This window comes from Pseudalkalibacillus decolorationis (genome assembly GCF_024609785.1).
In the GTDB taxonomy this organism is placed as follows: Bacteria; Bacillota; Bacilli; order Bacillales; family Fictibacillaceae; genus Pseudalkalibacillus; species Pseudalkalibacillus decolorationis.
Window position 1 is genome coordinate 98,182 of the sequence record NZ_JANHJQ010000009.1, and the last position, 15,666, is coordinate 113,847.

General features: G+C 35.4%; 13 protein-coding genes. All 13 read right to left on the reverse strand.

What is annotated here, in order from left to right; all coding sequences use genetic code 11:
* Window positions 1-43: 43 nt before the first annotated feature.
* Window positions 44-799, reverse strand: a complete 756-nt coding sequence (locus NON16_RS10515) for an SIS domain-containing protein (RefSeq protein ID WP_257348941.1) — start codon at window positions 797-799, stop codon at window positions 44-46.
* Window positions 796-1,968 carry an N-acetylglucosamine-6-phosphate deacetylase gene (locus tag NON16_RS10520; protein WP_257348942.1) on the reverse strand — a complete coding sequence of 391 codons (1,173 nt, stop codon included), beginning with the start codon at window positions 1,966-1,968 and terminating at the stop codon, window positions 796-798. Before NON16_RS10520 ends, NON16_RS10515 begins: the two co-directional genes overlap by 4 nt.
* On the reverse strand, window positions 1,955-2,743 hold the full coding sequence (locus tag NON16_RS10525) for a glucosamine-6-phosphate deaminase (RefSeq protein ID WP_257348943.1): 789 nt from the start codon (window positions 2,741-2,743) through the stop codon (window positions 1,955-1,957). The genes NON16_RS10520 and NON16_RS10525 overlap by 14 nt, the downstream gene beginning before the upstream one ends.
* Window positions 2,718-4,052, reverse strand: coding sequence for a neutral/alkaline non-lysosomal ceramidase N-terminal domain-containing protein (locus tag NON16_RS10530; RefSeq protein ID WP_257348944.1), 1,335 nt, complete (start codon window positions 4,050-4,052; stop codon window positions 2,718-2,720). Before NON16_RS10530 ends, NON16_RS10525 begins: the two co-directional genes overlap by 26 nt.
* Before the next feature lie 301 nt (window positions 4,053-4,353).
* Window positions 4,354-4,968, reverse strand: a complete 615-nt coding sequence (locus NON16_RS10535) for a YesL family protein (RefSeq protein WP_257348945.1) — start codon at window positions 4,966-4,968, stop codon at window positions 4,354-4,356.
* 22 nt (window positions 4,969-4,990) lie between these two features.
* Entirely contained in the window at window positions 4,991-6,067 is a 1,077-nt protein-coding gene (locus NON16_RS10540; RefSeq protein WP_257349035.1) for a dihydrodipicolinate synthase family protein, read from the reverse strand.
* An 11-nt stretch (window positions 6,068-6,078) separates the two neighbouring features.
* Window positions 6,079-7,095, reverse strand: coding sequence for an NAD-dependent epimerase/dehydratase family protein (locus tag NON16_RS10545; RefSeq protein ID WP_257348946.1), 1,017 nt, complete (start codon window positions 7,093-7,095; stop codon window positions 6,079-6,081).
* Between the two features lie 52 nt (window positions 7,096-7,147).
* A complete protein-coding gene (locus NON16_RS10550; RefSeq protein ID WP_257348947.1) occupies window positions 7,148-9,256 on the reverse strand; it encodes a beta-galactosidase trimerization domain-containing protein in 2,109 nt (702 codons plus the stop codon).
* Window positions 9,257-9,268: 12 nt separating this feature from the next.
* A complete protein-coding gene (locus NON16_RS10555) occupies window positions 9,269-10,114 on the reverse strand; it encodes a carbohydrate ABC transporter permease (RefSeq protein WP_257348948.1) in 846 nt (281 codons plus the stop codon).
* Window positions 10,111-11,037, reverse strand: coding sequence for a carbohydrate ABC transporter permease (locus NON16_RS10560; protein WP_257348949.1), 927 nt, complete (start codon window positions 11,035-11,037; stop codon window positions 10,111-10,113). Before NON16_RS10560 ends, NON16_RS10555 begins: the two co-directional genes overlap by 4 nt.
* A 94-nt stretch (window positions 11,038-11,131) precedes the next feature.
* Window positions 11,132-12,418 (reverse strand): ABC transporter substrate-binding protein, encoded by a 1,287-nt coding sequence (locus NON16_RS10565; protein ID WP_257348950.1) that lies wholly within the window; start codon window positions 12,416-12,418, stop codon window positions 11,132-11,134.
* Window positions 12,419-12,542: 124 nt separating this feature from the next.
* Window positions 12,543-14,420, reverse strand: coding sequence for a beta-N-acetylhexosaminidase (locus NON16_RS10570; protein ID WP_257348951.1), 1,878 nt, complete (start codon window positions 14,418-14,420; stop codon window positions 12,543-12,545).
* A 17-nt stretch (window positions 14,421-14,437) separates the two neighbouring features.
* Complete coding sequence (locus NON16_RS10575) at window positions 14,438-15,652, reverse strand: DegT/DnrJ/EryC1/StrS family aminotransferase (RefSeq protein ID WP_257348952.1); 1,215 nt, start codon at window positions 15,650-15,652, stop codon at window positions 14,438-14,440.
* Between the last annotated feature and the right edge of the window lie 14 nt (window positions 15,653-15,666).

Consider the following 15,666-nt stretch of genomic DNA (forward strand, 5'->3'; position numbering starts at 1 on the left):
ATTTTAACATTGAACTGTCATATAAAACGAGACTCTGCTACTCCTATAATTTTTTAATTTTATCTTTGAATTGATTAATAAATTGTGCGTTCCATTCGTCCCCTCCAGTTGCGTTACCACTCCTCCAAATTGGTGGCTTAATCCCTTCCTGGACTAATATATTTACGGCTTCTGCTGTCATAGAATTTAATAGGAAAGCATTTGTAAAAGTGGATATTGCTGCCACTTTTTGTTCAAGCCCCTCAATTTCTAAAATTGCATCTCCAACTCCAACCTTACTATCTAATACAACATCAACTAATTCATGGAGGTTTTGCTTGGAAGGATGCCGAGCGGGGTGCTCCTTGGGTGTGTTGGAAGCATGCTCAACAGATGTAACCCCAATCGTTCTAACTCCTAATCTATTCGCTTCTAGTGCAGCATCAATTGCAGCAGAATTAATGCCATACGCATTTATAATAATTATCAAATCGTCTTTTTGGAGATTATAATCATTTATAACAATTTTCCCATACCCAGGAGTTCTTTCAATAGCCATCGAACGTAATGCACCACCACTTAACAATGTACCTTCATCCAAAATAGCACTTACATGCATAAGGCCTCCAGCCCGAAAAAACAATTCTTGTGAACCTAAATTAGAATGTCCACCAGGACCATAAGCAAACACTAATTTATCATTTTTAATCTGTTGCGCAATTAGTCTTGCTGCTTTATTTATATTTTCTTCTTCCTGCTGTAGGCGATTTAAGTGTTCGGTAACTGCGTTTAAATAATGTTTTGTTAAAGACAATGTCATTTTTTCACCCCTATATGTTTATTTGACACTTGATTACCGGTCTTATAAGTGCTAATTAATTCAATTCCAAACTCACTTGAATAATTGAATAAAATAAAATCCGCCTGTTTATTTACCTCTAAACTTTTTAGTTGTGTTAAATTCAAGTGTACAGCAGGGTTTACAGTTGCCATATCAACAGCTTCAGCTAACTTACATAAGTTATTTTTCAGAAGATAATTGATTCCCCACAATTGTGATTGAGCTGAACCTGCTAAAAGGTTTGGATTTTCAGCTATATGAAGCTTACCTTCCTTAGTCAAAACCACATTTCCACCAATATGATTGGTATATTCGCCAGCCTCCATTCCAGCCAACGAAACACTGTCACTGACAATTATTGAACGGTTTCCTTTCATTCTAATAATTGTTTTTATAACTGAGTTTGGTAAATGAAACCCATCACAAATGAAAGTCGCCGCTAATTGTTCACTCGCAAGCTGTTCCCATAAATAATTAGGGTGTCTACGTAGCATTTCATGAGCTCCATTTCCAAGATGGGTAGATAATTTAGCTCCCGCTTCTATAGCAGCAATGATTTGTTCAGGTTCAGCGGAAGTGTGCCCAATTGAAATCAAAATACCTTCGTTCGTACATTTTCGGATAAAATATTCAGAGCCCTTCCATTCTGGAGAAAGAGTAACAATTTTGATCTTCCCCCCAGCAGCTTCTTGCCATCGAGAAAATAATGACCAATCAGGTGACCTCACATACTGGACGTCATGCGCGCCTCTTGGGCCGTCTTCCGGAGATATAAAAGGACCCTCTAAATGAATACCTGTTATCGAATTTTCAATTTCAGGATATTTATCACAAACATTTTTAATTGAGACCATCGCTTCCTCTATTTTCTCTCGGCTATTTGTAATAATTGTCGGAAAGAAAGAAGTAACACCTACACTCCATAACTCCCTCGTCAATCTCAGAATCTCAGACTCTTGTATGGGCAAGGTGTTAAAGTCTATTCCCTTGTACCCATTAATTTGTAGATCAATTAATCCTGGTGCAATGTAAGGTAACGATATATCTTGAGAGGCTCCTTTATTGTCTACCTTTGTAAAAATTCCATCTTGAAAGTCGATTTCTATTAATTCACCTGTTTTATAATGAATTGCCTCAATTGTACGCATTATTAATTTTATCTCCATAAGATTCTTCATCTAAAAATAAAATACAATTAGGGTGTCTACGCAATATAGATGCTGGCCATTCAGTTGTTATAGTTCCTTTCAAGACATTGTGAACAGCAATCGCTTTAGTTTTCCCTGGGACAACACAAAATAAAAATTCCCCTGATACTATTTCTGGGATTGTAAGAGTGATTGCCTTTTCTGGGACATCAAAGATATCAGTAAAACAACCATCATTTACTTGTTGCTGTCTACAAGCTCTGTCTAGTTTGACTATTTTAACAGTATCATTATCCTCAAAGTCGGCTACCGGGGGATCATTAAATGCAATGTGACCATTCTCTCCAATTCCTAAACAAACGATGTCTATAGGTTTTTTTTTAAGAAGCGAAGCATACCGTTTACATTCATCTTTACTATCATTGTTTCCATTTATTAAATGTATTTTTTTCGGCTTAACCTTTTCAAATAACTTTTCTGACAAAAAGCGACCAAAGCTTTGTGATGCCCCTTCAGATAAGCCAATATATTCATCCATGTGAAAAGCTACTATTTTTGACCAATCAATATCCTTATCCTTAGCTAAGTAGGCAAGCACTTCATTTTGTGAAGGGGCCGCAGCAAATACCACCCTTATTTCTTCTTTTTCTTGTAATAAACTTTTAATTTTTTCAGCTATTTCTTTTCCTGCATGAATTCCCATCGCCTCTCGATTTGAAAAGACTCGAACCATTAAATTATCAATCTTATTAACTTGAACTGGGGAAATTGACATTTTTACACTCTCCCTCCATTATTAAATCTCGTATCCCTTGGCTGATGTTATCTTCAATACACATTGAAAATTGTGAAGGCAATCCAAAATAATAGATTGATTCGTTTGCCTCATATCCACCTTCCTCGATTTGTCTCGCTGTTGGGATATAACCAATCATTCCATTACTGTAAGGTATGGGAAGTACACAATTTGAAAACTCTTTTTTAACTAATAAGCCATACTCCACTACCATCTCAGCATTCATTGCTAAAAAGGATAACTCTCTACCGAACTCTACAAAAGTTAATTCAAGTGTAACTTCAGATTTAAGTTTACTTTCGTTTTTCAACAAATAACTACACCACTCAAGTTGTGGGTCTTGACGAATTGTTCCTTCCATGTTTTTTAAATAACTTATTGATGGGATATTCTTGAATGTTAGAGGTATTGCTTTATGCCTTATGATTAAGCGATCTGATTCAATTTTTATAAACTCTTGTTCTTGTATAGCGTTTAACACACAGTCTGCTAGGTGATTACCTAACCGTTTGACATCCGTATGTTCCCCTCTATAAAACTTATTATTTTTTTTATCCACTAGTGCTGGACGAATATCAGCACAACATCCCTGTAAGTAACCTGCAATTACTTGATCACCTAGTGATTGTTCAATCTTATCAGCAGCTATACCCGGAAATTCTGATGAAACAAAGTTTTCACCTGTTGTTGTAGGATGACATGCGTAATGTATCAAAACTCCTTTTATTTTCCCCGAAAGATTCTTTATAAGTAAGATGATTACTTGTGGATCAACAACCCCATTATCATTAGGGGCCATTTTAATTTCATTGTTGAACTTTAAACGTCGGTTAATCCCTATTTTGCAGTTTGTTGATCCCTTTTCTAGTTTTATAGGTTCAACGTTTTGTCTTGCGATTTTAATAGCCTCTATAATTTGATCATATAAAAATTCAATATAATCCGAATTTATTGTTCCTAATAGTTTTGTGAAACTAGGGTTTGTTTGCGGTCCTGAATGATTATGGGTTGCATGGAACACTATGTTAAAATCCTTTAAATCAAACGCTTCTCCAATAGATTTTTCCGATATTGCACATTTGTCACCATCCCACCAAATTAAATCTGCCGTTATTAAGATGATGGTTTTCTTCTCGGTTGGGGATACACTTTTTTCGAAATAGAAAGTTTTCAGATATAGAGGTGTATTGATCTCACAATAGACTCCTTCTCGATGAGCAAAACCAGCTAACTCTACAGGGATATTAGGAGTAATGTCGACCTTTGAAGTTCCTAACCTTAAAGTCAATACAATCCCCTCTCTTTCTTCATTGTAAAGATCCACCGTCTTTATTCATTCATCAGTTCAATCAGTAAAAATCACGTTGCTTTGAATATAAAACGGATCTTTAACTAGTAAAACAATCCAATTTACTAAATTCACCAAAACCTATAAACCTATAAAATAAATCCTATACTATGACTAATTAATTTAAAAATAACCATCTGAATAATACCGTATCTCGACTATTTTTCTCATATCGAATAGAATTTTAAGTTAGATAATTCATACCGTTTTCTGAATTATTTCGCCCTGTCTAATGATTTAACTACTGTACGGAAAGTTTTCTGAAAGACTTATGAGCAATTGCGGTAACGATCACACTTATTAAACTTCCTGCCACAAATAATATTAGTCCTGAAAAAATCATGAAGAATAAGCATATAAGAAAAACACTTCCGAGCATTATAACCGTATTAAGAGGGCTAGCAAATACGATTAAAAAGGTTTGTTTAAAATATTGAATAATTGATAGTTCAATATGTACATAAAGAGGTAATAGGAACAGCAACGTTGCGAAACACAATAAACAAATCACAATAATAAAACAAAATAAATAAAAGGCAAAAACTCCTTCATAGGATTGAATTATCATAATATCAAGGTAGAGGGCAATACCTATTAGACTAAAAATTAAACCGAACAAATTTGCCTTCCAAAAGTCTTTTTTAAAAGTAGATAAAAATAAATGAAAAAAATGATTGTCTTCATTCCTTTGAATCCATTTCCTGGTGACAGCAAACATAGCAAATGTAGCAGGGAATAAACCGAAAATAATCAAACCACATGCACTAAAAAATAACCAGACCAAATTTAAATAAATGATTTTTATAAACCATCCGCAGATACTGTAAAACTTACCTAGGATCTTATCTGTCTCCATGGCTCCCCCCATTTCTCATTACTTAAAACGCTTCATTTCCTTTCATCCATGCTGATAAATTTTGTTTTACAAAACCATCATCATTAAGATGCGGATATTGTTTATATACTCTATCGATTTCTTCTATTTGACCTTTAGAAAGAGTTTCAATTGGATTTAAACACCACCTTCCTTCTAAAAGCCCCTGCCTTCTCAGAACTTCGTGAATACCTGAAATACAACCAGCAAACTGATTATTCACATCAAAAAAAGCAGCATTTACATCTGTCATTTCAATATTACGTTTCAGAAGCTCTTGAAAAGTTAGGGATGTTTCTTTATTTTCTTGGAATTTCTTTAATTCCTCTAATAATTCCACTGCTTTTTTCGTCCATACAGCCCATTGTCCTAATAACCCTCCTACCATTTTCTTTTCAATTATCTTTTCATTAATTACAAATCTATAAGTTGTAAGTAAATCAACGATAATATTGTCATCATTTCCTGTATAAAGAGCAATATCGTCTCTTCTTTCAGATTCACAAACTGCTCTTACCACATCCAAAGTCTGATAACGGTTAAATGGAGCTATTTTTATTGCTACCACACCAGGAATATCAGCTGTTTTTCTCCAAAAGTCATAACTAAGTTTTCTTCCACCAACTGAAGGTTGAAGATAAAAGCCAAAAATTGGTATTATTTTGACGATTTCTTCTAACCTTATTAGAAGCTCTTCCTCACTCCAATCATCCAATCCCCCCATACTGACAAGCCCTAGATCATACCCAAGCTCCTTTGCTAAATAGGCTTCTTTAATTGCTTGGCTAGTAGAACCACAGATTCCCGCTATTTTAATGAACGGTCGAGTTAGCTCTGCTTTTTGAACTTCTTCCGATGCTAATTCAAGAACTTCTCGATATAGGTTATACTTTTTTTCACGTATTTCAAATTGTGTCGTATGAACTCCTACAGCAACACCTCCAGCACCAGAAGTAATATAATAACGTGTAAGGCTCCGTTGTCGCACTTCATCCAATTTCCGCTTAGTATTTAATGCCAAAGGATGTGCTGGAATTACTACCCCTTCCTGAAGTGTTTTATTTATAGCTGGATCCAACATGCTTCCCATATTTAAAATGCTCCTTCTCTTTCTTGAAAATTCGTTGGCTTATTAATGGTCATTCCACCGATTTCAACCCAATTTGCAATCCAATCGATCATTTGTCTCAAAGTAACTTTTGGATAACCTAGAAGTTTGTGAGCTTTTGAAGCATTACTTAACAGGGCAGTAGAATTTTCATCATTGATAAAAATTGGAGTTTTCCCAAATCTTTGACCATATTGCTCTGCTAGCCATTTTATTGAAATTGTTTCAGGACCTGTTATATTCAGTTTTAATGGTGGAGAATCTACAAGAAGTAAACTTCGAATAGCCATTTCGTTTGCATCACCCTGCCAAATTACGTTAACATGACCCGTTGTTAAGTCGATTGGTTTATTTTCAAAAACATTTCGAGCAATTTCAAGTAGTACGCCATATCTTAAATCTATCGCATAGTTCAGTCGAAAATGAACCATTTTTATATTATACAAACGAGCAAAATATTCAAAAATACGTTCTCTTCCTAAACAGGATTGTGCATACTCGCCAATTGGACCAGGTAAATTTGTCTCATCTGCGCCACCTTTCGATACTTTTGTAAAAGGATAAACATTTCCAGATGAAAAAGAAACAATACGAGAGTTCTTAAATTTTTCGGATACAATACCAGGGAGATAAGTGTTCATTGCCCATGTATAAGACTCATTGCCAAAGGTTCCAAACTTATACCCTGCCATATAAATAATGTTTTTTACATCTGGTAAAGAATTTAGTTGATTTTGATCAAGTAAATCAGCAGCAATTGTTTCAATACCCAATGATTCAAGATCCATCCTCACTTCGTTAGAAGAAAAACGTGATGTACCAATAATTTTTTTATTTATGCCTACTTCTCTAACAGCATTTTTAGCCAATTTTGCAAGTGAGGGTCCCATTTTCCCCCCTACACCAAGAATCATGATATCTCCATCAATCTTTTGTATATCTTTTACTAGTTGTTTTGATGGTTTTGTCATTTTGTTCTCAAGCTCTAGTAATGTTTTCATTTCCCTTCTCCCTTTCAATTCTGTTAATATTTTTTTATTTTACATACTTCTGTTAATTTTTAAGAGTAATAATTACCACTTCATACTCGTTTAAAATTGGTAATTCAATGTTAACTTTTTGATAATTTTGGTGATAACTAAGTTGTTCATTCAGTTTCAATGTTTTTACAGATTGAATTGGTTCTTCAATTTCAAACTCAATTTGGATATCAGTTATAGGTATAACCTCCGTTATCGGTCTAGTCATGGAACCGCTATAGTTAATAAGATGCAACATAATACGATCATCTTGTTGCTTCCTTAAAGAAACATGTATGGATTCTAAATGAATAGCGGTTTTGATTTTTATTGAAACATCTGTAAGTGAAAGAATGGCGTTCTGTATTAATTTACGGTACTCAGGGAATGCGTATGATTCATAAAATTCACCTACGTTCCCAGCAAAATAAACACTTCCCCCTTCCCCAAACTTATTTCTAAGAATATAAGGATATATTGTTTGATTTGGTAGTTCACTATAACGGGACTTTTGTGTTTCCCTATAACTCATTATTGAAGTAGAGGTCGGGTCGGGTATAACATTAGCTCCTAGTAAAGCTGCTGGAATAAGTGTTTGATCTATACCATCTAACAGTTCATTATTCTGATCAACCTGAATATGATCATATTTACATTTTCGAATCGTTTTAAATTCATTGATTCCAAAGACATCTGCAAGTAAAGGCTGCGCTCGTTGTTTTCCGTTTTCGTCATAAAGAGAAGTATCGAATGAAGCAATGATATTCCCACCATTTTTGACATAATCTTTAATTAGATTTGATTGATTTTCTGTTAACACACTAATATTTGGTAATATAATCACTTCGTACTTTTTGAAAGAACGATCATTTATTGATTCATCATCGATAACATCGAATGGAATTCTACTTCTTGAAAGTGCATCATATAAACCTATAAACGAACCTCTAGCGTCTCCTTTATTTTGATCGGACAGCTTATCTTGCTCTGCAGTAAAATCAGTCTCTTCAGCTGAAGACTGATACTGATTAGCAGTTGCATAAGACCACATTAATGCAATAGAAGCCATTGATTTTGTATTCATATAATATTTTTCATTCTTAATTAGGAAGTGGTTTATTTCTTTTACAGTATCCATTCGAGTATCAAGGTTATTATCGTTGTAAACCCCATACCATGTATTTGCCCCATGGGCAGCTGCCATAGCATGGGCAAGCCAGGTCTCTGCTGGAGAAAGTAAATATCGTGACCAAGGTGCTATTCTCCCAGCTATTGCGACACAATATGGTTTTCCACTAGATTGTGTTTCCAGCAATTGTGCAGTAGCTGCAGGCTTCCAAATTGGCAGCTCTCTAAGGTTTCCACTTAAGAAGCCTCCCTCAGCTAGCAACATATCCTGGTACTTAACCGTAAGACGATTATCCCGACTACAAAATTTTGTAGGAACAAGCTGAGGACTATTCATGTAAATGATTGTGTCAGAGTTAATCTTCTTTAACGCCTCACTTGCCTCTTTCATAAACGCTGCAATTGACTCTCTCTTAAAATTAAAAAAGTCATTTTGTTGTGAGTTCGAACAGTTTTTCCAATCCGGGAGTTCATACTTGTACTTAAAATAAAATAATTCTCTACAGGAAGGACAATAACACCCTTCTACTCTGTAGAAAGGACCATCAAGAAATACCCCTTTAATAGAGTATCGTGCAAGGTTACGAATTGTTTGAAAGACATAATCTCTAAAAGGTGAGTTAATACATGAATAACCACCTGTACCATATGCACTCTGAATTCTTTCACTATGTACATCATGCTGCTGCCAATGTGGATGTAACGTTGCCAGTGACTCTGCAAGCCAGTGGACATTAAAATATACAATCGGATGTATTCCAAGACTCCCATATGAATCAGATATTTTTTCTAAAATATTTTTCCGTTCTTGTACTGCACAATCGGATGGATAATAGGTAATACCAGATTCTCCTTCAGTAATATCGTGCACTTCAACATGTTCAGCATTAAATTCCAGATTTTTTCGAATTTGAAATTGCTCTATTAAATCCAATGCTTCATACTTCCCTGGTTCAGGGGGGATAAAATCAACAATTCTAAGCGGCTTATCTTTCCAAGTCGCAATCTTATTCATTATAAAACCTCCCTAACCCTTAATAGATCCCTGAAGACCACTGACAAAGTGACGCTGCATAAAAATATAAAAAATGATAATCGGTACAAGCGAAATGACAACACCAGCTGCCATTGTTTTCACATCTGTTCCAAAAGTTCCAGATAAATACGCTAACCCTAAAGCGATTGGGAATAAACTTTCATCTTTTAATATAATTAAGGGCCACATAAATGAATTCCAAACGGATATGAATGAGAAAACACTAAGAGCAGCAAGAGTTGGTTTTGTTAATGGTAGGATCACACTCCACCAAACCCTGAATGGACCACAGCCATCTATAATTGCCGCCTCTTCTATTTCCTTAGGTATTGTTAAATAAGCTTGGCGCATAAGAAATATGGAAAACCCGCCTACCAATCCTGGAACAATTAAGCCCCACCAGGAATCTACCATCCCTAATTTCTCAACAATAATAAACAGAGGTACTAGCTTTCCCTCCTCAGGAAGAAACATTGTAGCGATAATCGCATAAAAAATTAACGTTCTTCCTCGGAAATTCATTCTAGCAAGTGGATAAGCTGTAAGAGCTGTCAAAAAAATATGAGAAGGTACCATGATTAACAATAATAAAAAAGAGTTTAATAGATACCTCGGGAATGGTATTGCCGTCCACGCTTCAATAAAATGGTCAAAAACAGGTGGATTTGGAATAAAGCTAGGAGGAAATCCAAAAACATCCTGAGCATTTGACTTGAATGCTGTAGATAAAAGCCATAAAAAAGGACCAATGAAGATTAAGGACACTGCAATTAATAATGCGTAGAGGTATAAATTTTTCCCGATCTTTTTCCACCTGATTGCCTTATTTGTATTCATTGAACTGAGTGCCCTCCTCTCGAGATTTTATAGTTAATAACGGTAAGGATCATTAATATTACCCACAGGACCATTCCCATTGCGGTTGCATATCCCATATCAAGCTCTACAAAGGCTTTTTGGTAGATATACAGAGGTAATGACATTGTGCTATCTAATGGACCGCCACCTGTCATGATATAAATGCTGGTAAACATTTGAATCGTCCCAAGAGTTGCCATAACAAGTGTCACTGCAAACACTGGCCGTAGTTGCGGTAAATAGACGTGCCATAATATTTTTATTGGTGATGCCCCGTCGATTCTTGCTGCCTCGATAAGGTCTTTTGAAACGGCTTGAAGACCAGCCAGATAGATTAGCATATAAAAGCCCATAGCTTTCCATGCTTCAAGTATTGATATAGCAGGAATTGCAGCATTGGTGTTCAATAGCCAGTTAATATCCGCATTTTCAAAGCCAATTCCTTGCAAAAACGCATTAATCAATCCTGATGGATGATATAAATATTTCCACATAATTGCTACAGCTACCATCGCTGTTACAACTGGTAAGTAATAGATCAATCTAAAAAAGTTAATTCCTTTTAATTTTCTATTTACAAGAATCGCTAAAAATAAAGGTAGAATAATAATCATGGGAACTGTAATAAGAAAATATTTCATGGAATTTCCTAGTGCTTTCCAAAATTTATCATCATTCATCATCGTTCGATAGTTTTCAATCCCGATCCATTCGGGTGGTGCTAACACATGGTATTCGGTAAATGAATAATAGAATGCATTTATAGTTGGTAAATATTCAAATGTTGAGAGAAGAACAATAGCTGGCAACAAGAAAATATATGGGACGAAATTAAATTTCCTTTTTCTTTTTTTTCTTTCCGTAACTACACTATGGCGGACTGTTGTTTCTACTTGGTTCATAAACGACTTATCGACTCCTTTCTGAGAAGCTAAATAAAAGAATTGCAGCGGAAAACCTTCAATCCGCTGCTTATAATATGAATATTTTTAAATCCTATTTAGAAAGAGCTTCATTCCAGTGCTCTACAGCTGTATCCAGTGCCTCTTGTGTAGATTTTTCACCCAAAAGGGCGGCGCGGATTTGTTCAAGATAAACTTCTTTCAATTCTTCTTCCTTTTCAATCCCAAGCGTGTTTATAGTAAGCTTCGGTGATATTTCAACCATTATTTTTCGTGCTTCATCATGGATATTTTTCACTTCAAAATCAGTAAAGAATGGATCCTTTAACGTTTCTTCTGTTGATGGGAAGATCGCAACTAATTTTGTAAATTCCAGTTGATTCTTAGCATTGGTTACATAAAGCGCAAATTTTGCCGCCTCTTCTGGGTGCTCCGATTTTTTAGGTACAACAAACGTTTGAATACCTCCCAAAGCTACTTTGCCTTCACTTCCTGTTACAGGTTTAAATACTTTTAATTTAGGAATCACACTTGGAGCATTCTTTTCTATACTTACTAATCCTGAAGCAACCTTTTGTCCTGTATGTGCTTGCTGTCCATTTTCAAATGTTTGTTGAAGCTGGCGATCATCTTCTGTAACAGCTCCTGACGCGATAGCTCCATTTTTATATCCCTTTACAAACATTTCAACAAAATCAACATGTTCTTTAGAGTTAAAAACGGCCTTTGTTCTATCTTCATTTAAAATGGGTAGTCCTTGGCCAATTAATACTTCCATTGTAGGAATATCATTACCCCCGTAGACATCCGGCAGTTTTTCGTGAATTTGTTTCCCCATTTCCATATATTCATCCCATGTTTGAGGAGGACTATCAGGATCAAGACCTGCTTTTTCATATATTTCGGTGTTCAACATACCTACTGGCGGACCACCATGATACCAGGGGATACCTAATACATTTTCATTAAAGGTCAGCCCTTCTACTAACCCATCAATATACGGGTCTAGTTCTTTTTCATCTACGAGTTTATCAATCGGATTGAGTACGTTATAACTTCTGATCAAAGAAATATCTGTGCTTGCAAGGTTAACCACATCAGGAACCTCTTCGCTTTTTAGAGCAGTAATAAATTTCTTTGTAACATCTGCACCTGGAACATCCACCCAATTAATTTTTACATTGGGATTTTCTTTTTCATATTCGTCTACAATCCCTTGAATGTAATCCCCAAAGTTTTTCTTAAGATTAATCGTCCAAAATTCAAGCTCAATGGTTCCATCCTTTTCTGTGGTTGATTCTTTGTCTGGTGCACAAGCTAAAAGAGGTATGAAAGAGAGTAAAAATATCATTAAAAGACCTACAACCTTCTTACGATTCATTAAGACCCCTCCTTAGATTTCATACTTAAGAAAATTCTGACTTTTTATGTAAGTTACCTACATAATAAGGTTATTTCATACTTAAAGACAAGTCTTTTAAATGTCTTTAAATATTGACGAACTATTAAAAAACATTAGCAGAAGCAATTCTTCTGTATTTACTTTCTTTGCCAAGTCCTTTCTTTATACTTGGATCATAATAAAGCTTATCAGCTTCTAATTCATCAATGCACTCAATTTTACCCTCTACATAATCTGTAATCCTTTTTTGTGTCGTTTCAATACGAGCGATTAAACCACCATACCGAATGTCAAGGACTTCCCATCCGAATGGTTTGTTATTTTTCATCCATTCCTCTCTATGGGCTTTTTTAAGTCCATTTACTCGATCATGTAATACTTTCAATTCTTTGTTAGAAACCTCTTGTAGTTCTTCTTTCATATTTTTTTGATAAAGGTAAAATAATTTAAGACCCATTTCACTTTTCAAACTTAATAATAAACAAAGCCTTGAAGTAAATTCATACAAAGAAGTCCACCTTGAGTCCTTTTTAATGTGGTGCTCTAGTTCTTCATAAATAGATCTATAATGATTGCTAAAACCTAAATTCTCAATATTCTTGTCAAACAGACCTAAGAGAATATCTTGCCACAATAAATACTTTGTTGGATTATCAGGTATTAGCTTATGCCAATCTGCCGCTGAGTGTACATCTCCTTTTCCAAGAGCTAGAAAAGCATTAAAATCTCCACCAGTACAAAACTCAAACCGACGTTTTACTTTTTCTGAATCTATTGTTTTTGAGTAGCCATGTTCTGCAAAAAGTTGTAAGCCTAAAAGTGCAAAAAAATAGTTACTTTCTGAACCATCATCACCCCATAGAGTCGCAAAAACTTCTTTTACATTCTCTTGTTTACAGGCACTTAACGCAGCATTTGTAGTGTTGAAAGTTTTTTCATAGTGTATGGTTGGTCCATTCCATGTCCAAATACCCCCTGCAAATACGGGCTTAGAACCAAAATCAGCATGCTTTTGAATAAAATTAATATAAAAATCTTCCTTTTCGTTATAGTAATCCCAATAAACTAACTGAACACCTTTAGGAATATCTCTCACAACTTCTTTTGGGATATTAATGTCTAAATCATAATAAGCATTTGTTTCTGACCACACACGGAAATACATATCGCTCCACACCATCGGTTTTAATTCTAGTTTGTTAGTAATTTTCATAACCTCTTTAAGATGTTGGGTCATTAAATTGAAGCGATCTTCTTTTCCAAATCGATCTAAGAATTTCCCACGACCTAAACCATGTGCTTCATCCATACCAATGTGAATCCTATTCGTCCTAAAAGGACTTGCAGCAGATTGGATCATCTTATCAATAAAGTTATATGTTTCCTTATTTCTTATTAGTAAGACGTCCTCTGTGTCCTGAATATTTGCTGTGTGAGACCATCTTAAATAGGAGGAGAGATGAGCAAGTGTTTGGATACATGGAATTACTTCAATGCCGAAACTATATGCATAATCATCTATCTCTTTTAGTTCAGAATTTGTATATCTTCCCCTTAAGTAGCCGAAATAGGGTTCCGACTCAATTGTATAAGTATCTTCTGTGTAAAGCATTAACATATTTAAGCCCATAGTTGCCATATATCTAATGAATGTTTTTACGGTCTCAGGTTTTAAGACACCATTTCTTGAACAATCAAACATTGCGCCATTCATCTTAAATTGAGGTTCTTCCTTAATTTCAAATGAGGTCTGATTTCTAGTGGCTTCAATAAACAATCCTAATGCTCTAAAAAAGTGAATATCATCACAATATCTGATTGCCCCTTGATTATTCACTAACCTTACTTCAATTACATTTTCCACCGTTTTTTCTACTCTTACAGGTAACCCATTTTCAATGACTTTGAAGCCAAGCTGTGATTCTAGCTCCAAAATGCCCTTCATTAGGTCTTTTGATATCCCTTGAAAAGTTAAATTCATACTAACCCTCCTCGTATTCATAAATAGGATTGTACAACTTTCTTCACTGCTTTTGCTGCATCGTAAATACCCTCTTCATCACTTAACAGAACCGTCTGTGTAATCCAGATAGTTTGTTGATCTCCCATTCGTTCAGCGACTGGACAATTGTAGATTCGTTCCTCACCTGTCCAATCCCTTATTGATTGTATGATTGACTTGTATCTATTTAAAGCAGTGTAACCCGTAGCAGATGGAATCCCTTCTAAACCAAGTTTCTTAACAAAATCAGGTTTGTCTATTTGCTCTGAAAGTGTCCTATCTAGATAAAACATATACAAATGGTGTCCATTACGAGTAACCCTTGGATCCTGTTTAAATAGATGGATTCCTTCAATTGTATTTAAAAGATCGTTTAATAGTTTTGCATTTTGATTTCTTCGTTCAACTTGTTTCTCAAGTCGTGTCATTTGTCCTAATAATACCGCTGCTTGAAGTTCTGTCATCCTTAAATTCCAACCAATTTCATCATGCTGATACCAAGCCCCGTCTCGCACCCTCCCAACATTGGCAATTGACCATGCCTTATCTGCAAGTTGTTTATTGTTTGAAAGAATGATGCCTCCTTCACCTGATGTGAGGTTTTTGCTAGATTGGAAACTAAACGTCCCTATGTCCCCTATTGCACCGACACCTCGCCCTTTCCATTCAGATCCAACTGCTTGTGCAGCATCTTCAATTAATGCCAGGTTATACTTATCTGCAATCTGTCTTAAACGATCCAAATCGGCTGGTGTCCCACCAATATGAACAGCTACTATAGCTTTAGTCTTTGAAGTTACCGCTTTTTCAACTTCTTCAGGATCAATTAATAAAGATTGTTCTTCTACATCAACAAATACAGGTATAGCTCCAAAAAGAAGTGCAGAGGTTGCAGTTGCAATGAACGTATAAGAGGGCATGATCACTTCATCATATGGCTTTACCCCAACAGCCTGAAGAGCGACAGTAATAGCAAGTGTTCCATTGACTACTGACACACCATGACTTGCATCTTGAAATAAAGCAAACTTTTTTTCAAATTCAGGCAATTTTGCTTCGTAATCGGGAATATTCGAACCCCCTGACCCACCCCATTTCCCTGAATTTATGACATCTTCTAAAATTTGTTTTTCAAGTTCTCCACTAATTGGCCATGTAGGATATGGAGCTTTTCGTACAAGTTCTCCATGTTGATTTGTAAGTTTTTTCATGAGCTCTCCTTTAG